Raw genomic sequence first — 21,759 nt, 5'->3', positions numbered from 1 at the left:
CAGTCTATTTTGTTTTGATTGAACGTTCAATCAATAAAAAATCAGCAGTCAGCATTGCAAGGCAGATAACGGCACTAACAAAAACGCCGCGATCCTCTCGCGGCGTTTTTGTGTCTGGCGTTGCTTACCCCAGGTTCTTGCCCAGCAAGGCGTGGTACAGCTCGCTGTCGCCGAGAATCCCGACCACGTGGTTGTTGTCGTGCAGCACCAGTTTGTTGCCGGTCTGGTAGCGAATCTGCAGCGCATCGCGCATGCCGATGTTCGAGTCCACCAGTGTCGGCCGGCGTTGCAGGCCTTCTACCGCTTGGCCTGGTACCCAGTTTTGCAGGTCCAGCGCCGCGCCGTTCTGGCGTGCGCCCTTGATGGTGTTGCCTTCGGCCAGGTCGAGCCAGGAATCGCCGCCTGGGTCCAGGCACACCGAACCATTGATGCGTTTGCAGTTGTCGAGGGTGCGCATCAGGCTGCGGCCGCACAACACGTTCAGCGGGTTGGTGTGGGCGACGAAGGTCCGCACGTAATCGTCCGCCGGGTTGAGCACGATCTCTTCCGGCTTGCTGTACTGGATAATCCGCCCGTCTTTCATGATCGCAATACGGCTGCCGAGCTTCAGCGCTTCATCGAGGTCGTGGCTGACGAACACGATGGTTTTGCTCAGCTTGCGCTGCAGCTCCAGCAGTTCGTCTTGCAGGCCTTGGCGGATCAGCGGGTCGAGGGCCGAGAAGGGTTCGTCCATCAACAGAATGTCGGCGTCCATCGCCAGGGCGCGGGCCAGGCCGACACGCTGCTGCATGCCACCGGACAACTCGTCAGGCTTCTTGTTGCGCCATTGGGTCAGGCCTACCAGTTCGAGTTTGTCGTCGACCAGTTTGCGCCGTTCTTTTTCCGGGCGGCCCTGCATTTCCAGACCGAAGCTGATGTTCTCGCGCACCGTCAGCCAAGGCATCAGGGCGAACTTCTGGAACACCATGGCAATGCGCTTGGTGCGCATCATTTTCAGTTCGGCGGGTGTGCAGGAAGCAATGTTGATCTGCTTGCCTTCGTGCTCGACAAACAGCTTGCCGCGGCTGACGGTGTTCAGACCGTTGATGCAGCGCAGCAGGCTGGATTTACCCGAGCCGGACAAGCCCATCAGTACGCAGATTTCACCTTTTTCGACATCCAGGCTGGCCTTTTCCACGCCGACGATCTGCCCGGTTTTCTTCAGGATTTCGCTGCGGGTCAAACCTTGATCGAGCAGCTTGAGGGCCTCGCGTGGATCCTTGGTGAAGATCACGTCCACGTCTTCGAAGCGAATTATGCTCATGCGTCACCCCCTACTTTGGCGTCGGGTTGTTTGCAGATACGGTCGAGCATGATCGCCAGCAGCACGATCGCCAACCCGGCTTCAAAGCCCAGGGCGATATCGGCGGTGTTCAGTGCGTTGACCACGGGTTTGCCCAGGCCATCGGCGCCCACCAGTGCGGCGATCACCACCATCGACAGCGACAGCATGATGCACTGGGTGATACCGGCCGCGATGCTTGGCATCGCGTAGGGCAGCTCGATGCGGGCGAGCAACTGACGGCGCGAGCAGCCGAAGGCCTTGCCGGCGTCCATCAATTCTGCGGGAACATCACGGATGCCCAGGTACGTCAGGCGGATCGGCGCGGCAATCGCGAACACCACCGTAGAGATCAGACCCGGCACCACACCCAGCCCGAAGAGGGTCAGGGTAGGAATGAGGTATACGAAGGTCGGTACGGTCTGCATCAGATCCAGTACCGGACGCATCATGGTGTAGAACATCGGTTTGTGCGCGGCAAGGATGCCCAGCGGCACGCCGATGACCACGCAGACCAGGGTGGCGAACAACACCTGGGCGAGGGTTTCCATGGTTTCCTGCCAGTACCCCAGGTTGAGGATCAGCAGAAAGGAGGCGATGACGAAAACCGTCAGTCCCCATTTGCGTTGTATGAAGTGAGCCAGTAGTGCGATGAGGCCGATCAATGCCAGCGGGTTGAACCAGGTCAGCGCAAACGTCACGCCGTGGATCATCGTTTCCAGTGTCACGGCGATTGCGTCGAAGGTGTTGGCGCCGTTTTGCGTCAACCATTCAACGAAGCCCGCGATGTACTGGCCTAAAGGGATTTTCTGATCAATCAGCATGGTAGTGAACGTCCGCATGCAAGGAAATAAACAGCCCGAGGGAGCAAGCCCCCTCGGCGTAAGCGATTACTTGGCCAAACTGGCTTTCACGGCCTCCAGGCCTGGTTTACCGTCAATGGTGGTCACGCCAGCGAGCCAGGTATCGAGGACCTGTGGATTGTTTTTCAGCCAGGCCTTGGCGGCGGCTTGAGGCTTCATCTTGTCGTCCAGGATGTTGCCCATCAGCTTGCTTTCCATGTCCACGGTGAATTCCAGGTTCTTCAGCAACTGGCCGACGTTGCTGCACTCGGTGACGTAGCCCTTGCGGGTGTTGGTCGCGACAGTGGCGGCACCGAAGTCCGGGCCGAAGAAATCATCGCCACCGGTCAGGTATTGAATTTTGAAACGGGTGTTCATCGGGTGCGGCGCCCAGCCCAGGAACACCACGTCGGTGTTGCGCTTCTGCGCGCGGTCGACTTGCGACAGCATGCCGGCTTCGCTGGACTCGACCACTTTGAACCCGGCTTCTTTTAGACCGAAGGCGTTCTTGTCGATCATGCTCTGGATCAGGCGGTTGCCGTCGTTGCCCGGCTCGATGCCGTAGATCTTGCCGTCGAGTTCTTTCTTGAATTTGGCGATGTCGGCGAAGTCGTGCAGGCCTTTGTCGTACAGCCCTTGCGGCACGGCCAGGGTGTATTTGGCGCCGGTGAGGTTGGTGCGCACAGTGTCGACAGTGCCGGCTTCGCGGTAGGCCTTGATGTCGTTTTCCATGGTCGGCATCCAGTTGCCGAGGAACACGTCCATGTTCTTGCCGTCGGCCAGAGACTTGTAGGTCACCGGCACGGAGATCATCGTGGTCTTGGTCTTGTAGCCCAGGGCCTCAAGGACGACGCTGGTCGTGGCCGTGGTCGCGGTGATGTCGGTCCAGCCGACATCGGAGAAGTTAACGGTGCTGCACTGCGCCGGTTCGGCGGCCTGCGCCAGGAACGGCAAACTGAATAGGGCGGCCAACAACAACGACGGGGAACCTTTCATGGGTGGACTCCTTGATGTTTTTTTTGGCAGTGTTCCGACTGGACCACCGCACTTATAGGTTGCGGTTGGATGGCGTTCTGGAGACAGCTCTACCACGGCGCCCAACAATCGAGTCGCTACGATCATGTACCAGTGAAAATCTGACGCCTACAGGGTGGGTCGTATCCAGTACAGGGATGGTCGCATCCAGTGTCGGTGAGGTCGTTTACAGCTAGTTTCAGCCCTTTTTGCCGCTCTGGACCGTAAATAAACCGTGAAAACGCGCCACTGCCCGAGGGCGACGTTGCTGAGCATGAGTGCGTCGGTGTGAGACGCAGAACCCCGAGACAAAAACTAGATCATGCGGCCATCCCGGCGGACTGCGGTTTGAGCGTAGCAGCTTCGCCACCGGGCGCTTCGGCGCGCCTGGATGCGCAGGTTTCTGGAGATCGGCAGCAATGGCTATCAGCGTTTTCGACTTGTTCAAAATCGGCATCGGGCCGTCCAGTTCGCACACCGTCGGCCCGATGCGCGCGGCTGCGCTGTTCGTCCAGGCATTGCGCGAGCGCGATCTGTTGGCACAGGTGCGGCGTGTCGAAGTGCAGCTCTACGGGTCGCTGTCCGCCACCGGCATCGGTCACGGCAGCGACAACGCCACGATCATGGGCCTGATGGGCGAGTGGCCGGATGCGATCGATCCGTCGCTGATCGGCCTGCACATCGCGACCCTGCGCGAAACCGATACGCTGATGCTCGATGGGCGTTTCCCGGTGCCGTTTATCTGGGCGCGGGACATGCGCCTGCTCGACGAGAACCTGCCGTTCCACCCCAACGCCATGACCCTGGTGGCGCAAGACGCCGACGGCGAGCTGCATCGCGACACCTACTATTCGGTCGGCGGCGGTTTTGTCGTCGACCAGGCGCAGGCGTCCAGTGGCGTGGTCGACAGCGACCTGACCGTGCTGCCTTATGACTTCTCCAGCGCCGCCGAACTGCTCAGCCTGTGCCAGAAGCACAACCTGCGGGTTGCCGAACTGATGATGGCCAACGAGAAAGTCTGGCGCAGCGAGGAAGAAATCCGCGCCGGCCTGATGAAGCTCTGGCGGGCCATGCAGGATTGCGTCGAGCAGGGCCTCAAGCACGAAGGCATTTTGCCGGGCGGCTTGAACGTGCGGCGGCGTGCTGCCAAGTTGCACCGCAGCCTCCAAGAGCTGGGCAAACCGAACGTGATCGGCTCGACCCTGAGCGCCATGGAGTGGGTCAACCTGTTCGCTTTGGCGGTCAACGAAGAGAACGCCGCCGGCGGGCGCATGGTCACGGCTCCGACCAACGGCGCGGCGGGAATTATCCCGGCGGTGCTGCACTACTTCATGAAGTTCAGCGAAGCGGTGACCGACGCCAATGTCGTCGATTACCTGTTGGGCGCGGCGGCGGTGGGGATTTTGTGCAAGAAGAACGCGTCGATCTCTGGCGCCGAAGTGGGCTGCCAGGGCGAAGTGGGTTCGGCCTGCGCGATGGCGGCGGCGGGGCTGGCGGAAATCCTCGGCGCGACCCCGGAACAATTGTGCAACGCCGCAGAGATCGGCCTGGAGCACAACCTCGGTCTGACCTGCGACCCGGTGGGTGGGCTGGTGCAAGTGCCGTGTATCGAGCGCAACGCAATCGCCGCAGTGAAAGCAATCAACGCCGCGCAAATGGCTTTGCGGGGCGACGGCCAACACTTTATCTCGCTGGATCGGGTGATCCGCACCATGCGCGATACCGGGGCGGACATGCACGATAAATACAAAGAGACATCGCGGGGTGGGTTGGCGGTGAGTGCGGTGGAGTGCTGACTGCTTCGGCCAATGAACTTCTGGTACCCATGAAACCCTGTGGCGAGGGAGCTTGCTCCCGCTGGGCCGCGAAGCGGCCCCCAAAAACCAACAACTGCAGATTCAACACAAACCACATAGCGGCCGCTGCGCAGCCGAGCGGGAGCAAGCTCCCTCGCCACAAGATCAGAACAGTCAAAACTGCGCGCTAAATGCACACGTCGACTCAAACACGCCACCTTTTAGCGCGTCGCTCTCAGATAAGCGACGTGATCCGCCCAAGTGATCCAATCCCGTGCCGACCGTCCGTCACCCGTGCTTGTGGTGACACTCCGTGAAAACCCCCGCAGCCCTGTTCCCACAAGTGCTACCGATTTGCTCACACCCGGCGCGGCAGCGCATTCGCAGGCAATGATGTCACTTATAACCCCTACTCGCTGCGCGTCATATATAGACACATCCACAGGTCGTTTTCAGGAGTTATTGAATACCCATTCAAGTTTAGGCATGGCAATTGCTCTGTCATAACAAAGCCCGTCTCCCCTGCGAGAACGTTGGCAATAACAAGAGCCTCCGCCTGAGGCCATCACCCGCTTTGTGTGAGGAGATACCGCGATGACGTCGTTCAACTCCGGGGCCCAACCCCAGAACCGTGCGCCTCAATCCATCGGCTTTTTGCTGCTGGACAATTTCACGCTGATTTCTCTGGCCTCCGCCGTGGAACCACTGCGCATGGCCAACCAATTGTCTGGTCGCGAGCTGTATCGCTGGACCACCCTCACCGTCGATGGCGGTCAGGTCTGGGCCAGTGACGGTCTGCAAATCACCCCCGATTGCTCCATGCACAAAGCCCCGGCCCTGGACACAGTGATTGTCTGCGGCGGCATCGGCATTCAACGTACCGTCACCCGCGAACACGTGTCATGGCTGCAAAGCCAGGCGCGCCAGTCGCGCCGCCTCGGCGCGGTCTGCACCGGCAGTTGGGCCCTGGCCTGCGCCGGTCTGCTCGATGGGTTCGATTGCAGCGTGCATTGGGAATGCCTGGCCTCGATGCAGGAAGCCTTTCCGCGCGTGGCGATGAGCACTCGTCTGTTCACCCTCGATCGCAATCGCTTCACCAGCTCCGGCGGCACCGCACCGCTGGACATGATGCTGCACCTGATCAGCCGTGATCATGGCCGTGAACTGTCCGCCGCGATCTCGGAGATGTTTGTCTACGAGCGTATCCGCAACGAACAGGATCACCAGCGCGTGCCGCTCAAGCACATGCTCGGCACCAACCAGCCGAAGTTGCAGGAAATCGTCGCGCTGATGGAAGCCAACCTCGAAGAGCCAATCGACCTCGACGAACTGGCGGTGTATGTCGCCGTGTCGCGTCGTCAACTGGAAAGGCTGTTCCAGAAATACCTGCACTGCTCGCCGTCGCGCTATTACCTCAAGCTGCGGCTGATTCGTGCACGGCAACTGCTCAAGCAAACGCCCATGTCGATCATCGAAGTGGCGTCGGTCTGCGGTTTCGTCTCCACGCCGCACTTCTCCAAGTGCTACCGCGAATACTTCGGCATCCCGCCGCGCGACGAACGCGTCGGCTCCAACACCACCCAGCAAGTGGCAATGATGCCGCTGCCGCAAGCGATGGTGCTGTCACCGCTGTCCGGCCCGTTGTCAGCCCTGAGCCAGGCGCGCAATGAATCAACGTTTGCCAGTGTAAGGCTGTAGATCGAACACGCTTTTGTGGCGAGGGAGCTTGCTCCCGCTGGGCTGCGTAGCAGCCCCTAAACCTCATCACGCGTTCTGTCTGATCTAACGCATCGACTGGTCTTGCGACCGCTTCGCGCTCGAGCGGGAGCAAGCTCCCTCGCCACAAGTCAGGCGCTACGGGATTGTTGATACTCCGCTAACGCTGGCAGCAATTGCTTGTCGATAGCCTGGCGCACCGCCGGCAGGATGGTGGCGCTGCTGGTGTACATCTGCTTGACCATCGTGCGCAAGGTGATGGCCCGTTCGTCGTTCAAACCCCGCACTGCGCACTCGCAGGCCTGCTCGGCGGTGGAGCCGCTCGGCACCTGGAAACCCAGCGACTTGAGCTGGCCCAACAGGTCTTCCTGGTCAATCAAATCGGCGTGCATCATGACGCAAATCCTTCTTCTGGGAACGTGGTCGTGGCTCGATTCTGGTAGCGGTGCGCGGGGACGGCAAGGGCGTTTTGTCGCAGTGGCCGCTTTACCTATGAACAGGTCGTTTTCGGCTAACTTGCCCGCGAGCGCTATAGGCACACTGGATTCAGCTGGCTTCACGAAGGTTTGGTCACCCTCGCGCAACAGCTCCTCAACAGTAGACCCTGCCCCGATCCAGTCACGGCTTGATCGGGGATTTTTTTGTCTGGGTTTCAGCGATGAGAGTAGTGTTTGAACGGACGCTATCGCGGGCGAGCCCTCTCTCACAGGGTCTTGTGGCAGGCGAAAAGCGAACGCTTACTTCGCCGGGGGCAGGGCGATGACGCGGCCGATATAGGCGGGCGGCGGCAGGCCGGCTTGTTCGGCAACCAGGCGACGCAACACCGCGAGGGTCGACTCACTGAACGGTGCCGAGCGCGGGCCGGCGAGGTCCACGTGCAGCAGCATTTGCTCATTACCCGCCAGCTCCTTGTCGTCTCCCGCCAAGTGCAGGCTGTGGTAGAGGTGCAGGCGTTTGCTGTCGTGAGCGATGATCTGGGTACGCACTTCAACCTCGGCATCGAGCTTCACTTCGTGCAGGTAGTTGAGGTGCAATTCGAGGGTGAACAGTGAGTGGCCGCTGGCTTCGCGATTGCTGCTGTCCATGCCGAGGCGATCCATCAAGGCGTCGGTGGCGTAGCTGAAAATCAGCAGGTAAAAGGCGTCGCGCAAGTGGCCGTTGTAGTCGACCCAGTTGGGGATGATCTGGGTTTGGTAGGTGGTGAGGGCGGGCATTGTGTCTGCTTCCAACATGTAGGGTGACTGGGCTGCCGCCTTCGCGAGGCCCGCTCCCACAGGTGATCGTGTACCGATGTGGGAGCGAGCCTGCTCGCGAAGGGGCAGGACCTGCGAGTGAATCAGTCAGCGAACGCCATCCCGTGCTTCTCTTTAGTGGTCTTGACCGCCTCCAGCACCGCTAGCAGGCAATCATCGCGATAACGCTCCAGCGCCGAGATGCTGTGGGAACCCAGTTGATCGCTGGTGCCGTCCACCACGTCGTCGATCAGTTTGTCGGTCAGTTCTGGGGCCGGCAGGTAGGTCCACGGCAACTGCAGTGCCGGGCCGAATTGCGCCATGAAGTGCCGCATACCGGCGTCGCCACCGGCCAGGGTATAGGTCAGGAACGTGCCCATGAACGACCAGCGCAAACCGGCGCCGAAGCGAATCGCATCGTCGATTTCACCGGTGGTGGCCACGCCGTCATTGACCAGGTGCAGCGCTTCGCGCCACAGCGCTTCGAGCAGGCGATCGGCGATGAACCCCGGGACTTCCTTGCGCACATGCAGGGGGCGCATGCCGAGGGATTCGTAGACGTTGATCGCCGCTTGCACGGCCTCCGGCGCGGTGTTTTTGCCGCCGACCACTTCCACCAGCGGCAGCAGGTATACCGGGTTAAACGGGTGGCCCACTACGCAGCGTTCCGGGTGGGTCGAGCCTTCGTAGAATTCGCTCGGCAGCAGCCCCGAGGTACTGGAACCGATCAGTGCGTTGGGCTTGGCCGCCGCGCTGATTTTGCTGTGCAGATCGAGTTTCAGGTCGAGGCGCTCGGGCGCGCTTTCCTGGATGAAGTCGGCATCCTTGACGCACTCTTCGATCGTCGCGACGAAGCGCAAGCGATCCTGCGACGCACCTGGCGCCAGGCCTTGTTTCTCCAATGCGCCCCAGGCATTCGCGACCCGTTTGCGCAATGCCGCTTCCGCGCCGGGCGCCGGGTCCCAGGCCACGACGTCGAGGCCATGGGCGAGGGCGCGCGACACCCAGCCACTGCCAATGACACCGCTGCCCAGCGCGGCGAAGGTTTTGATTTCGGTGATAAAGGTCATGGCAATTTCCTGAAAAAAATCGGTGATACCTTGCGGGAGCGGGCTTGCTCGCGAAAGCGGAGTGTCAGTCGACAACGATGTCGGATGTGACGGCCCCTTCGCGAGCAAGCCCGCTCCCACAGGTGGAGTGTTTGGTGAGGTCAGCCGCGCTTGGTCAGGCCCATTTTTGCCCGGCCTTGCGCCGGGGTCATGACGCGGGCGCCGAGGCGGCTGAGGATTTCGCTGGCGCGTTCGACCAGTTGGCCGTTGGTGGCGAGCACGCCTTTGTCCAGCCACAGGTTATCTTCCAGGCCGACCCGCACGTTGCCGCCGAGCAATACCGCTTGCGCGGCCATCGGCATTTGCATGCGCCCGATGCCGAACCCGGCCCAGACCGCATCAGTCGGCAAATTGTCGACCATGGCTTTCATGGTGGTGGTGTCGGCCGGCGCGCCCCATGGGATGCCCAGGCACAGCTGGAACAACGGGTTGTCCAGCAGACCTTCCTTGATCATCTGTTTGGCGAACCACAGGTGGCCGGTGTCGAAAATTTCCAGCTCGGCTTTCACGCCCAGCTCTTGAATGCGTTTGGCGCCGGCGCGCAGTTGCGCCGGGGTCGACACGTAAATGGTGTCGCCGTCGCCGAAATTCAGGGTGCCGCAATCGAGGGTGCAGATTTCCGGCAGCAGTTCTTCAACGTGCGCCAGACGGGTCAGCGGGCCGACCAGGTCGGTGTTGGGGCCGAACTCCATAGGGTTCTCGCCGCCGCCGATCTCCAGGTCGCCGCCCATGCCGGCGGTGAGGTTGACGATGATGTCGATGTCCGCCTCGCGGATGCGCTCCATCACTTCGCGGTACAGCGCCACGTCACGGCTGAACTTGCCGGTCTCGGGATCGCGGACGTGGCAGTGGACCACGGTGGCGCCAGCCTTGGCGGCTTCCACGGCGGCAGCGGCGATCTGTTTCGGGGTGACCGGCACGTGGGGGCTTCTGGCGGTCGTGTCGCCAGCACCGGTAAGTGCGCAGGTGATGATGACGTCGTGGTTCATGAGGCGGGTTCCTTATTGCGTGGATTTCAGGCGTAGGGCGGCCGTCCGCAGCCCCTGTGGGCTGCGAATCAGTGAGGCGATCGGGATTAGTTGCTGGTGAGTTTCAGATTGGCTTCGGCCGGTTTGCCGTCGAAGGTGGTCACGCCTTCAAGCCAGCGTTTCTGGTCTTGCGGGTGATCCTTGAGCCATTGTTTGGCGGATTCGAAGGCGTCCTTGTGATCCAGCAGCGGCTGCATCATCCGGCTCTCGTCTTCGGCGGTGAAGGTCAGGTTGCTGAGCAAACGGCTGACGTTCGGGCAGGTTTGCGCATAGGTCGGCGCGGTAACCGTCCAGACAGTGGCCATGCCTTCGTTCGGGCCCAGGGCATCTTCACTGCCGGTGAGGTAAGTCATTTTCACGTTGACGTTCATCGGGTGCGGCGCCCAGCCGAAGAACACCACGGCTTCGTTACGGCGTACGGCGCGATCCACGGCGGCGAGCATACCGGCTTCGCTGGACTCGACCAGCTGGAATTTGCCGAGACCGAACTGGTTCTTGGCGATCATCGCTTTAATCTGGGTGTTGGCGCCCGAACCTGGCTCGATGCCGTAGATCTTGCCGCCCAGCTCTTTCTCGAACTTGGCGATGTCGGCGAAGGTTTTCAGGCCCTTATCGGCCAGGTAGGTCGGCACGGCCAGGGTGGCGCGGGCGTCCTTGAGGCTTGGCGCGTCGAGCACCTTGACCTGGTTGGCCTCGACGAACGGGGTGATGGTCTGCGTCATCAGCGGGTTCCAGTAGCCGAGGAACATGTCCAGGCGCTGGTCGCGGATGCCGGCGAAGATGATTTGCTGGGAAGCACTGGTTTGTTTGGTCTTGTAGCCGAGGCCGTCGAGCAGCACTTGGGTCATGGCGCTGGTGGCGATGACGTCAGTCCAGTTCACTACGCCCATGCGCACGTTCTGGCACGCGGCGGCATCGGCCGCCATGGCGTTGGCGCTCAACAAAGCGGTACCGCTGAGTGCAAGAACACAGCTGCTGATCAGTCGTTTCATAGTGAGGTTTCCTCGGCAGACGTTATTGTGGGTTCCGGCATCTTTGCGCACCGGTGACCACACGTTACGCAGCTGCGGCGCCGTGAAAACGCACAGCGGCGACAGGCTCTTGCACTGGAGCGACCTGCACCCTTGAATGGCGCGTGCAACTGGCGTATCAACGTCCACACGCTACCCGCTACCGAGTGCGCTTCATGTCCCAGGATTTCTACTTCTTGTTGATGCCGGGTTTCTCGGCGATCGGTTTCATCTCGGCGATTGAACCGCTGCGCGTGGCCAATCGCTTTCGCGGCGAGTTGTACCGCTGGCATGTGCTGAGCGCCGACGGCGGCGCGGTGCTGGCGAGCAACGGCATGTCCGTCAACGCCGATGCGGCACTCGAGCCCCTGAAAAAAGGCGCGACCCTCTTGGTGGTGGCTGGCTTCGAGCCGCTGAAGTTCGCCACCCCGGCGCTGGAGCATTGGCTGCGTCGGCTCGATCAGGAAGGCGTGACCCTGGGCGCCATCGACACCGGCAGTTTTGTCCTCGCCGAGGCCGGCCTGCTCGAAGGCCATCGCCTGACCCTGCACTGGGAAGCCATCGACGCGTTCAAGGAGTCCTATCCGCAGCTCAGCGTGACCCAGGAGTTGTTCGAAATCGATCGGCGGCGCATCACCTCCGCCGGCGGCACCGCGTCCATTGACCTGATGCTGGATCTGATCGCCCAGGCCCACGGCCCGGAACTGGCGATCCAGGTCAGCGAACAGTTCGTGCTCGGGCGTATCCGCCCGCGCAAAGACCACCAACGCATGGAAGTCGCCAGCCGTTACGGCATTCGCAACAAGAAACTGGTGCAGGTGATTGGCGAGATGGAGCAGCACAGCGAGCCGCCCCTGAGCACCCTGCAACTGGCGGAATCGATCAAGGTCACCCGGCGCCAGCTCGAGCGGCTGTTCCGCCTGCACCTCAACGACACGCCCAGCAACTTCTACCTGCGCTTGCGCCTGGAAAAAGCCCGGCAACTGTTGCGCCAGACCGACATGAGCGTGCTGGAAGTGAGCATTGCCTGCGGCTTTGAATCACCGTCGTACTTCACCCGCAGCTATCGGGCGAAGTTCGAGCGCTGCCCGCGGGAAGATCGACGGCGGTTGGGGGATGGGCGGGAGGTGGTTTAGCTCCGTCGTAAACCCGAAAACGGGTCAATCGCTTACTTCTTCATCAGCGCCGAGCAAGCCGCCTTGTACGCCTCATGCTGATACTTGTTCAGCGTGGCCGGCAGGGCGAAGTCGAACTTCTTGTGTTGGGCGTTGATGGTTTGCGGCGACAGCAGCGTGACCTCGCAATTTTCCAGCAACTGGAAAACCCCTTCGATCTTGAACGTGGTCGGCCCGCCGGCGAACTCGCCCTTCTTGCTGCGCTTCTTGATGACGATACGGTCGACCGCGTTCTCCCGCACAAAAGACGCCACCTGCGCGGCGAAGACCTTGACATTGGCGGCCTCGTCGTCATCGTCCAGAGCGATTTTCTTGGTCGCCAGCACCACATGCAGCAGTGTCTGACCGTCCAGCGCGGCCACGGCGATGATCGCTTCGCTGCCTTTGATTTCGATGCCGCAGATGTTCATGGCTATTCCTTGAGTGGCTGATGGGTGCAGCTTACAGCCTCATATGAAACATCACTCCTGCGAAATCGACTCCAAAAACTCTGACCGTTCGTCGCTCATGCGTGCCACGCAGTCGTTCAGTGCCATGGTGAAGGCTTTGCTGCCGGTTTTGGCGGGGAAGACTTCGACGTCGCAATCGGCGTCGCGGGTTTTCAGCCATTGCTGTTGCGAGGCCTTGAGTTTGGCGGTGACCTCGGTCAGTTGCCCTGGGGTCTTGCCGTAGGCGGTTTGCAGGCGTTCGGTGAGGGCTTGGAAGTTTTCGTTTAGCAGTTGTTCGGCGGTGGTCCTGCCGTACGCCGAGCATTCCACGGTCTGCACGTCGTCTTCGACCGCGTCGCAGGGGTTGTTTTGCGCTTCTTCAGCGGCGTGCACGCCGGTCGCGATCAGTGCCATTGCCAGGAACATCGATTTCATTGCGCAGCCGCCCTTTGATTTCAGTGACGCATCCAGTGATGCGGCGGATTCTCGCCCAAGCCGAGGGGCTTGAACAGGTGGGCGATGGCCCCGGTTGACGCCCCTTTGTCGCGGATTGACGCTTTCGGCAATTCCCCTGTCGTTTTTGCACCCGGCTGCTCAGGCACCGAGGCATATGCTGGCCCCAAAGCGCCGGCAGACGATTCGGCGCATGAATCGCTAATAAGGGGACAGCCTGATGAGCCCAGCCGAATTGCACGCCGACAGCATCGTTATCGACGGGCTGATCATTGCCAAGTGGAACCGTGAGCTGTTCGAAGACATGCGCAAGGGCGGCCTGACCGCAGCCAACTGCACCGTGTCGGTGTGGGAAGGCTTCCAGGCCACCGTCAACAGCATCGCCGCGAGCCAAAAGCTGATCCGCGAGAACAGTGACCTGGTGATGCCAGTGCGCACCACCGCCGACATCCGCAAGGCCAAGGAACAAGGCAAGACCGGGATCTTGTTCGGCTTCCAGAACGCCCATGCTTTCGAAGACCAGATCGGCTACGTCGAGATCTTCAAGCAGCTGGGCGTGGGCATTGTGCAGATGTGCTACAACACCCAGAACCTGGTGGGCACCGGTTGCTACGAACGCGACGGCGGCCTGTCCGGCTTCGGTCGCGAGATCGTCGCCGAAATGAACCGGGTGGGCATCATGTGCGACCTCTCCCACGTCGGTTCCAAGACCTCCGAGGAAGTCATCCTCGAGTCGAAGAAGCCAGTGACCTATTCCCACTGCCTGCCTTCGGGGCTCAAAGAACACCCACGCAACAAGTCCGATGCCGAACTGAAGTTCATCGCCGACCACGGCGGTTTCGTCGGCGTGACCATGTTTGCGCCGTTCCTGGCCAAGGGCATTGATTCGACCATCGACGACTACGCCGAAGCCATCGAATACGTGATGAACATCGTCGGCGAAGACGCCATCGGCATCGGCACCGACTTCACCCAGGGTCATGGCCAGGACTTCTTCGAATACCTGACCCACGACAAGGGCTACGCGCGCCGTCTGACCAGCTTCGGCAAGATCATCAACCCGCTGGGCATCCGCACCGTCGGCGAATTCCCGAACCTCACCGAAACCCTGCTCAAGCGCGGCCATTCCGAGCGCGTGGTACGCAAGATCATGGGCGAGAACTGGGTTCGCGTGCTGGCGGATGTCTGGGGCGAATAAGCCAATTCATCACTGATTTTTTCCCTCTCCCGTTCGCGGAGAGGGCACCCAAACGAATTTTCTGGAGTTAAGTTTCCATGGCCAAGATCGCCCCGCAATTGCCCATCGAAGTCGACAGCGAAACCGGTGTCTGGACCTCCGACGCCCTGCCAATGCTGTACGTGCCCCGTCATTTTTTCGTCAACAATCACATGGGCATCGAGGAAGTGCTGGGCGCCGACGCTTACGCCGAGATCCTCTACAAGGCCGGCTACAAATCCGCTTGGCACTGGTGTGAAAAAGAAGCCGAATGCCACGGCCTGGAAGGCGTCGCGGTGTTCGAGCACTACATGAAGCGCCTGTCGCAACGCGGCTGGGGGTTGTTCAAAATCCAGGACATCGACCTCGACAAAGGCACCGCCAGCGTCAAGCTCGAGCACTCCGCGTTCGTCTACGTGTACGGCAAGGTCGGGCGCAAGGTCGACTACATGTTCACCGGTTGGTTTGCCGGCGCCATGGACCAGATTCTCGAAGCCCGGGGCAGCAAGATCCGCACCGTCGCCGAGCAAGTCTACGGTGGCTCCGAAGAAGGCCATGACGACGGCTTGTTCACCGTCAAGCCGTTGTAAGTCGAGGACCGTTCCATGGCTTTTGAAGCGATGTTCCAGCCGATCCAGATCGGCAAACTGACCATCCGTAACCGCGTGCTCAGCACCGCGCACGCCGAGGTCTATGCCACCGACGGCGGCATGACCACCGACCGGTACGTCAAGTATTACGAAGAGAAAGCCAAGGGCGGGATCGGCCTGGCGATTTGCGGCGGTTCCTCCAGCGTGGCCATCGACAGCCCGCAAGGCTGGTGGAAGTCGGTCAACCTGGCCGACGACCGGATCATTCCGCATTTCCAGAACCTGGCCGATGCCATGCACAAGCATGGCGCCAAGATCATGATCCAGATTACCCACATGGGGCGTCGCTCCCGTTGGGACGGCGATCACTGGCCAACCCTGATGTCGCCGTCGGGCATCCGCGAACCAGTGCACCGCGCCACCTGCAAAACCATCGAGCCGGAAGAAATCTGGCGGGTGATCGGCAACTACGCCAGCGCTGCGGCGCGGGCCAAGGCCGGTGGCCTGGACGGCGTGGAACTGTCGGCGGTGCACCAGCACATGATCGACCAGTTCTGGAGCCCGCGGGTCAACAAGCGCACCGACGAATGGGGCGGCAGCTTCGAAAACCGCATGCGGTTCGGCCTCGAAGTGCTGAAAGCCGTGCGCAAGGAAGTCGGCGATGATTTCTGCGTCGGCCTGCGTATCTGCGGTGACGAGTTCCACCCGGACGGCTTGTCCCACGAGGACATGAAACAGATCGCCAAGTATTACGACGACACCGGCATGCTCGATTTCATCGGCGTCGTGGGTTCGGGTTGCGACACCCACAACACCCTGGCCAACGTGATTCCGAACATGAGTTACCCGCCGGAGCCGTTCCTGCACCTGGCCGCCGGCATCAAGGAAGTGGTCAAGGCGCCGGTGCTGCACGCGCAGAACATCAAGGACCCGAACCAGGCCACCCGTATTCTCGAGGGCGGTTACGTCGACATGGTCGGCATGACCCGCGCGCACATTGCCGACCCGCACCTGATCGCCAAGATCAAGATGGGCCAGATCGACCAGATCAAGCAGTGCGTCGGCGCCAACTACTGCATCGACCGCCAGTATCAGGGCCTCGACGTGCTGTGCATCCAGAACGCCGCGACCTCCCGTGAATACATGGGCGTGCCGCACATCATCGAGAAATCCACCGGTGTAAAACGCAAGGTGGTGGTGGTTGGTGCCGGCCCGGCCGGGATGGAAGCCGCCCGTGTCGCCGCCGAGCGTGGCCACGACGTGACGCTGTTCGAGAAGAAAGAATTCATCGGCGGGCAGATCACCACGGCTTCGAAAGCGCCGCAGCGTGACCAGATCGCCGGCATCACCCGCTGGTTCCAGTTGGAACTGGCGCGGCTGAAAGTCGACCTGCGCCTGGGCGTGGCGGCGGATGCGCCAACCATCCTGGACCTGCGCCCGGACGTCGTGGTGCTCGCCGTCGGCGGCCATCCTTTCCTGGAGCAGAACGAACACTGGGGCGCCGCTGAAGGCCTGGTGGTCAGCAGTTGGGACGTGCTCGACGGCAAAGTTGCGCCGGGCAAGAACGTGCTGGTCTACGACACCATTTGCGAGTTCACCGGGATGTCGGTGGCGGACTTCCTCGCCGACAAGGGCAGCCAGGTCGAGATTGTCACCGACGACATCAAGCCCGGCGTGGCCATCGGCGGTACGTCGTTTCCGACTTACTACCGCAGCATGTACCCGAAAGAAGTGATCATGACCGGCGACATGATGCTGGAGAAGGTCTACCGCGAAGGCGACAAACTGGTGGCAGTGCTGGAGAACGAATACACCGGCGCCAAAGAGGAGCGGGTGGTCGACCAGGTCGTCGTCGAAAACGGCGTGCGCCCGGACGAGGAAATCTACTACGCCCTCAAGGAAGGCTCGCGCAACAAAGGCCAGATGGACATCGAAGCCCTGTTCGCGATCAAGCCGCAACCATCGTTGAGCACCACGGGTGAGGGTTACTTGCTGTTCCGCATCGGCGACTGCGTGGCCCAGCGTAATACCCATGCCGCGATCTATGACGCCCTGCGGTTGTGTAAAGACTTCTAACGGCTTCACCACCATCACCTGTGGCGAGGGAGCTTGCTCCCGCTGGGTTGCGAAGCAGCCCCAAAACCAGCCAATGCGCAGTGTCTGAAAAACGCACTGGCCGGTTCACGACTGCTTCGCAGCCGAACGGGGGCAAGCCCCCTCACCACAGGTAGGTACGTCGCCCTTGCTGGCGCGCACATGACCCCGAGGTCTTTGGGAGCTTCACCATGTTGAACACCCTTCTTCCAATCCTGCTGTTCGCTGCCCTGGGCCTTGCGGTCCTGGGTGCTGTGCGGCGGATGGCTATGTGGCGCCGTGGCCGGGCGTCCAAGGTCGACCTGATCGGCGGCCTGCTGGCCATGCCCAAGCGCTACATGGTGGATTTGCACCACGTCGTCGCGCGGGACAAATACATCGCCAACACCCACGTGGCCACCGCCGGTGGCGCAGTGGCGTCGATCATTCTGGCGATCCTGGTGCATGGCTTCGGCCTGCATAACCGCATCCTCGGCTATGCGCTGCTGTTGATGTCGGCACTGATGTTCGTCGGCGCGGTGTTCATGTACCTGCGTCGACGCAACCCGCCGGCGCGTCTGTCGAAAGGCCCGTGGATGCGCCTGCCGAAAAGCCTGATGGCGTTCTCGGTGAGCTTCTTCCTGGTGACCCTGCCGGTGGCCGGGATCCTGCCGGAAAACTTCGGCGGCTGGCTGGTGGCGGCAGTGCTGGGTCTCGGTGTGTTGTGGGGTGTCTCGGAACTGTTCTTCGGCATGACCTGGGGCGGGCCGATGAAGCACGCCTTTGCCGGTGCCTTGCACCTGGCCTGGCACCGTCGCGCCGAGCGCTTTGGCGGCGGCCGTTCCACCGGATTGAAACCGCTGAACCTCAACGACAAAACCGCGCCGCTGGGCGTGGAGAAACCCAAGGATTTCACCTGGAACCAACTGCTCGGTTTCGACGCCTGCGTGCAGTGCGGTAAATGCGAAGCGGCGTGCCCGGCGTTCGCCGCCGGCCAGCCGCTGAACCCGAAAAAACTGATCCAGGACATGGTGGTCGGCCTGGCCGGTGGCACCGATGCCAAGTTTGCCGGCAGCCCGTATCCCGGCAAGCCCATCGGTGAACATGGCGGCAATCCCCATCAACCGATCGTTAACGGCCTGGTGGACGCCGAAACCCTGTGGTCCTGCACCACCTGCCGCGCCTGCGTCGAGGAATGCCCGATGATGATCGAGCACGTCGACGCCATCGTCGACATGCGCCGTCACCTGACCCTGGAGAAAGGCGTGACCCCGAACAAGGGCGCCGAAGTCCTGGAAAACCTGATTGCCACTGACAACCCAGGCGGCTTTGCCCCAGGCGGGCGGATGAACTGGGCGGCGGATTTGAACCTCAATCTGCTCAGCGACAAGAAATCCGTCGACGTGCTGTTCTGGGTCGGCGACGGTGCCTTCGACATGCGTAACCAGCGCACCTTGCGAGCCTTCGTCAAAGTCCTGAAAGCAGCGAAAGTCGACTTTGCCGTGCTCGGTCTTGAAGAGCGCGACAGCGGCGACGTGGCCCGGCGCCTCGGCGATGAGGCGACCTTCCAGTTGCTGGCCAAGCGCAACATCCAGACCTTGACCAAGTACAGCTTCAACCGCATCGTCACCTGCGACCCGCACAGCTTCCACGTGCTGAAGAATGAATACGGCGCCTTCGACGGCCATTACCTGGTGCAGCACCACAGCACCTACATGGCGGAAATCATCGACGCCGGCGCGCTCAACCTCGGCCAGCACAAAGGCAATAGCGTGACCTACCACGACCCGTGCTACCTCGGCCGCTACAACGGCGAATACGAGGCACCGCGCCAAGTGCTGCGCGCGCTGGGCATCGAGGTCAAGGAAATGCAACGTTCCGGCTTCCGTTCACGCTGCTGCGGCGGCGGTGGCGGGGCGCCGATCACCGACATTCCAGGCAAGCAGCGGATCCCCGACATGCGCATGGACGACATCCGCGAGACCGGTGCTGAGTTGGTGGCGGTGGGTTGCCCGCAATGCACGGCAATGCTCGAAGGGGTGGTTGAACCACGGCCGCTGATCAAGGACATCGCCGAACTGGTGGCCGACGCGTTGCTCGAAGACGCCGCGCCAAGCAAACCGGCAACACCCGCCAAACGTGAACCTGCGGAGGCCCACTGATGAGCGACATTATCCGCCGCGACCCGCGGGCCGAATGGATTGCCCGTAACCGCCTGCACCCGCTGCACGCGGCCATGCAGCCGGCGCAGCACAGCTGGATGGGGCCGAACGGCGTCATCCGCAAGAACCTGCATGGCATCGGGTTTATCGGCCCCAACGGCATCAAGCGTATTGACCGAAGTGGCGTGCAGCAGGGCGGGGCAAGCAAACGTTCGGCCGCCGTTGAGGTGCAACTGCCGCTGCATCAAGTGCCAACGCCAGCGTTTTACATCAGCGTGGTGCCGGACATGGTCGGCGGCCGCTTGAGCAGCCACGACCGCGACTTGCTCGGCCTCGCCCATCAATTGGCCGGCCCGGACGGCGCGGTGCTGGCGGTGGTGTTTGGTGAACACAAGGAAAACGCCTTCGCCACGGCGGGCGTCGATCGATTGCTGGTGCTGGAAGGCGATCAGTTCAGCGGTTATGCCCCGGAACAACGGGTGCAAGGCCTGCGGGCTGTGGATAACCAGTTCAACCCGCGCCACTGGTTGCTGCCGGACAGCCGCAGCGGCGGTGGCGAACTCGGTCGACGCTTTGCCGCCGCCCTGGGCGAACGCCCGGCCACGCGGGTCTGGCAGGTCAAGGATCAGGCGTGCATCGGCCGCGCCGGTGCCGGTCTGCAGGACCTGGCCCGGCCGCTGGCACGGCTGATTCTGGCCGCCGCGGAGTGTGCCGAGCCTGTCAGTGAAACCCGTCACGAAGCCTTGCCAGTTGAGTTATCCACAAGCGTGGTGCGCAGCTTGTCGCGCATTGAGGATCTGGGCGCGGTGGCGGTGGACCCGGCGGCGATTCCCATGGCCGAGGCCGAATTCATCTTCTCCGGCGGTAACGGCGTCAAGGACTGGGGACTGTTCCACAGGACCGCCGAAGCCCTGGGCGCCACCGAAGGCGCCTCGCGTGTCGCGGTGGACGACGGCTTCATGGCGCGCGATCGCCAGGTCGGCGCGTCCGGCACCTGGGTCACCGCGCGGGTCTATGTGGCGGTGGGGATTTCCGGGGCGATCCAGCACCTGCAAGGCATTGGTGCCTGCGACAAGGTGGTGGCGATCAACCTTGATCCGGGCTGCGACATGATCAAACGGGCCGACCTGTCGGTGATCGGCGAGAGCGCCGAGATTCTTCAAGCCTTGATCGATGCGGTGGCGGCTTACCGCAACGACGCCAAGCGCGATGCGGCTTAAGGGAAGGAAAGGGTTATGAGCACGAAAATCATCAGCCTGGTGTCCATCGGCGCCCACCCGACCTCCGGCCGGCCACGGCGCGCCGAGCAAGACGCACGCGCGGTGGAACTGGGCCTGCAACTGGCTGGGGATAACCTCGAAGTGCTGCACGCCGGCGACGCTTCCGAGCCGGCGCTGCGCGCTTACCTGGGCATGGGGCTGGAAGAATTGCGCGTACTGGAACAACCGCCCGGCGCCGATGCACTGGTGGCATTGACCGATTACCTGCGCGATGCCGGCGCCCAAGTGGTGCTGACCGGCAGCCAGGCGGAAACCGGCGAAGGGTCGGGCATGCTGCCGTTCCTGCTGGCGGAAAGCCTGGGCTGGCCGCTGGTGGTGGGCCTGGCGCAAGTGGAATCGATCGAGGCCGGCTCGGCAATGGTGTTGCAAGCCTTGCCCCGTGGCCAGCGGCGACGGTTGAAGGTCAAGCTGCCGTTCCTGGCCACTGTGGATAACGCCGCGCCAAAACCACGGCAAAGCGCCTACGGCCCTGCCACGCGTGGCGTGTTGCAGGCGGAAGAAGTCGAGATCATCGACGATCAACTGCTGGCGGTGGCTTCGCTGCAAGCGGCAAAGCCACGTCCCAAACGCCTGAAAGTGATCAAGGCCAAAAGCGGCGCCGACCGCATGAAAGCCGCCACGGCCAAGGCCAGCGGCGGCGGTGGGCAGGTCCTCAAAGGCGTGAGCGCACAAGCTGGCGCGGATGCAATCCTCAAACTACTGATTGAGGAGGGCGTGGTGCGCTAAGCGCCCACGTCATAATCACCACGGTTACCCACAATCCCTGTGCGCGCTTCTGTGGATAACATGTTTGCCCATTGCTGCAGCCCTTGCCCGCTGAGCGCTGCAAGCCATCGATCACAAAATGATCAGTCTAACCAACGGTTTTTATTGGGTTTTCCCCAGCCTGAGCGGCGAACTTGCCCCCAATGTCTGTTGGCGCTTCTGTGGATAAGATGTTCGCTGACCTCTGTAAGCCATACGGACCGGGGCTTGCAGGCTTCTGGTTAAATATTGATCAGAATCACGCTTTCGTCTGTGCTAGAGCCGTATAAGCCACTGAATCAGCGCGCTTTGCGCGGTTTTCCACAGCGCCTGCAGAGTTGCCCCCAAAGTCTGTTGGTGCATCTGTGGATAAGATGTTGGCGGTCTTCCGCAGGCCATGAATAACGTGGCTTTTGGCGGATTGATCAAAAATCGCACAATCATGTCTGGCAGCCTGTCTTTTTAATAAGTCACGGTTTTTATTCATCTTTCGCAAATATTTCTTCGCCTATGCCCGCAGTTGTCCCCAATAGCTGTGGGCGGAGGTGTGGATAACTTGTTCGCGGAACT

20 protein-coding genes are annotated in these 21,759 nt (G+C 61.6%); 9 read left to right on the top strand and 11 right to left on the bottom strand.

The window, feature by feature from the left end:
• Positions 1-124: 124 nt before the first annotated feature.
• The 3 genes from choV to RG836_RS04545 all read right to left on the bottom strand — a co-directional run bounded on the left by choV (position 125) and on the right by RG836_RS04545 (position 3,159).
• Positions 125-1,303, bottom strand: a complete 1,179-nt coding sequence (gene choV / locus RG836_RS04555; protein ID WP_310843562.1) for a choline ABC transporter ATP-binding protein — start codon at positions 1,301-1,303, stop codon at positions 125-127.
• A complete protein-coding gene (choW, locus tag RG836_RS04550; RefSeq protein ID WP_310843560.1) occupies positions 1,300-2,145 on the bottom strand; it encodes a choline ABC transporter permease subunit in 846 nt (281 codons plus the stop codon). Before choW ends, choV begins: the two co-directional genes overlap by 4 nt.
• A 66-nt stretch (positions 2,146-2,211) precedes the next feature.
• Positions 2,212-3,159 (bottom strand): choline ABC transporter substrate-binding protein, encoded by a 948-nt coding sequence (locus RG836_RS04545; protein ID WP_310843559.1) that lies wholly within the window; start codon positions 3,157-3,159, stop codon positions 2,212-2,214.
• 437 nt (positions 3,160-3,596) lie between these two features.
• Here RG836_RS04545 and RG836_RS04540 point away from each other — a divergent pair, with 437 nt between their 5' ends.
• On the top strand, positions 3,597-4,973 hold the full coding sequence (locus RG836_RS04540) for an L-serine ammonia-lyase (protein WP_310843558.1): 1,377 nt from the start codon (positions 3,597-3,599) through the stop codon (positions 4,971-4,973).
• 594 nt (positions 4,974-5,567) lie between these two features.
• On the top strand, positions 5,568-6,671 hold the full coding sequence (gene gbdR / locus RG836_RS04535; protein WP_259497202.1) for a choline metabolism transcriptional regulator GbdR: 1,104 nt from the start codon (positions 5,568-5,570) through the stop codon (positions 6,669-6,671).
• A 149-nt stretch (positions 6,672-6,820) separates the two neighbouring features.
• Here the strand turns inward: gbdR and RG836_RS04530 are convergent, their stop codons facing one another.
• The 5 genes from RG836_RS04530 to choX form a co-directional block, all read right to left on the bottom strand.
• Entirely contained in the window at positions 6,821-7,084 is a 264-nt protein-coding gene (locus tag RG836_RS04530) for a hypothetical protein (RefSeq protein ID WP_310843556.1), read from the bottom strand.
• A gap of 342 nt (positions 7,085-7,426) precedes the next feature.
• Entirely contained in the window at positions 7,427-7,903 is a 477-nt protein-coding gene (locus RG836_RS04525; RefSeq protein WP_310843555.1) for a thioesterase family protein, read from the bottom strand.
• Positions 7,904-8,025: 122 nt separating this feature from the next.
• A complete protein-coding gene (locus RG836_RS04520; protein ID WP_310843554.1) occupies positions 8,026-8,991 on the bottom strand; it encodes an L-carnitine dehydrogenase in 966 nt (321 codons plus the stop codon).
• 140 nt (positions 8,992-9,131) lie between these two features.
• Positions 9,132-10,019: a 3-dehydrocarnitine:acetyl-CoA trimethylamine transferase CdhC gene (cdhC, locus tag RG836_RS04515; RefSeq protein ID WP_310843553.1), complete on the bottom strand. Its 888-nt coding sequence runs from the start codon at positions 10,017-10,019 to the stop codon at positions 9,132-9,134.
• 86 nt (positions 10,020-10,105) lie between these two features.
• Positions 10,106-11,050, bottom strand: a complete 945-nt coding sequence (choX, locus tag RG836_RS04510) for a choline ABC transporter substrate-binding protein (RefSeq protein WP_310843552.1) — start codon at positions 11,048-11,050, stop codon at positions 10,106-10,108.
• Positions 11,051-11,244: 194 nt separating this feature from the next.
• On the opposite strand from choX, the gene RG836_RS04505 reads away from it, so the two are divergent.
• On the top strand, positions 11,245-12,204 hold the full coding sequence (locus tag RG836_RS04505; protein ID WP_310843550.1) for a GlxA family transcriptional regulator: 960 nt from the start codon (positions 11,245-11,247) through the stop codon (positions 12,202-12,204).
• 32 nt (positions 12,205-12,236) lie between these two features.
• Here the strand turns inward: RG836_RS04505 and RG836_RS04500 are convergent, their stop codons facing one another.
• Together RG836_RS04500 and RG836_RS04495 are read right to left on the bottom strand one after the other, a co-directional pair.
• A complete protein-coding gene (locus RG836_RS04500) occupies positions 12,237-12,653 on the bottom strand; it encodes a DUF3010 family protein (RefSeq protein ID WP_310843549.1) in 417 nt (138 codons plus the stop codon).
• Between the two features lie 51 nt (positions 12,654-12,704).
• Positions 12,705-13,106, bottom strand: coding sequence for a lysozyme inhibitor LprI family protein (locus tag RG836_RS04495; protein WP_310843547.1), 402 nt, complete (start codon positions 13,104-13,106; stop codon positions 12,705-12,707).
• Positions 13,107-13,344: 238 nt separating this feature from the next.
• Between RG836_RS04495 and RG836_RS04490 the strand changes: the two genes are divergently transcribed.
• The 6 genes from RG836_RS04490 (at position 13,345) to etfB (ending at position 21,171) form a co-directional block, all read left to right on the top strand.
• Positions 13,345-14,322, top strand: coding sequence for a dipeptidase (locus RG836_RS04490; RefSeq protein WP_310843546.1), 978 nt, complete (start codon positions 13,345-13,347; stop codon positions 14,320-14,322).
• A 77-nt stretch (positions 14,323-14,399) separates the two neighbouring features.
• Positions 14,400-14,930 carry a DUF5943 domain-containing protein gene (locus tag RG836_RS04485; protein ID WP_005792152.1) on the top strand — a complete coding sequence of 177 codons (531 nt, stop codon included), beginning with the start codon at positions 14,400-14,402 and terminating at the stop codon, positions 14,928-14,930.
• A 15-nt stretch (positions 14,931-14,945) separates the two neighbouring features.
• The gene (dgcA, locus tag RG836_RS04480) at positions 14,946-17,006 is read left to right on the top strand and encodes a dimethylglycine demethylation protein DgcA (protein WP_310843543.1); all 2,061 of its coding nucleotides are present in this window, start codon (positions 14,946-14,948) and stop codon (positions 17,004-17,006) included.
• A 209-nt stretch (positions 17,007-17,215) separates the two neighbouring features.
• Positions 17,216-19,165 carry a dimethylglycine demethylation protein DgcB gene (gene dgcB, locus RG836_RS04475; protein WP_310843542.1) on the top strand — a complete coding sequence of 650 codons (1,950 nt, stop codon included), beginning with the start codon at positions 17,216-17,218 and terminating at the stop codon, positions 19,163-19,165.
• Positions 19,165-20,385: an electron transfer flavoprotein subunit alpha gene (etfA, locus tag RG836_RS04470; RefSeq protein ID WP_310843540.1), complete on the top strand. Its 1,221-nt coding sequence runs from the start codon at positions 19,165-19,167 to the stop codon at positions 20,383-20,385. The genes dgcB and etfA overlap by 1 nt, the downstream gene beginning before the upstream one ends.
• A 15-nt stretch (positions 20,386-20,400) precedes the next feature.
• Positions 20,401-21,171 carry an electron transfer flavoprotein subunit beta gene (etfB, locus tag RG836_RS04465; RefSeq protein ID WP_310843539.1) on the top strand — a complete coding sequence of 257 codons (771 nt, stop codon included), beginning with the start codon at positions 20,401-20,403 and terminating at the stop codon, positions 21,169-21,171.
• Positions 21,172-21,448: 277 nt separating this feature from the next.
• On the opposite strand, the gene RG836_RS04460 is transcribed toward etfB, so the two are convergent.
• Positions 21,449-21,676, bottom strand: a complete 228-nt coding sequence (locus RG836_RS04460; RefSeq protein ID WP_310843538.1) for a hypothetical protein — start codon at positions 21,674-21,676, stop codon at positions 21,449-21,451.
• Between the last annotated feature and the right edge of the window lie 83 nt (positions 21,677-21,759).

It is taken from the genome of Pseudomonas rhizozeae (assembly GCF_031583775.1).
GTDB lineage: Bacteria > Pseudomonadota > Gammaproteobacteria > Pseudomonadales > Pseudomonadaceae > Aquipseudomonas.
The sequence above is the reverse complement of the archived record's forward strand: the minus strand, read 5'-3'. Positions and strand labels throughout refer to the sequence as shown.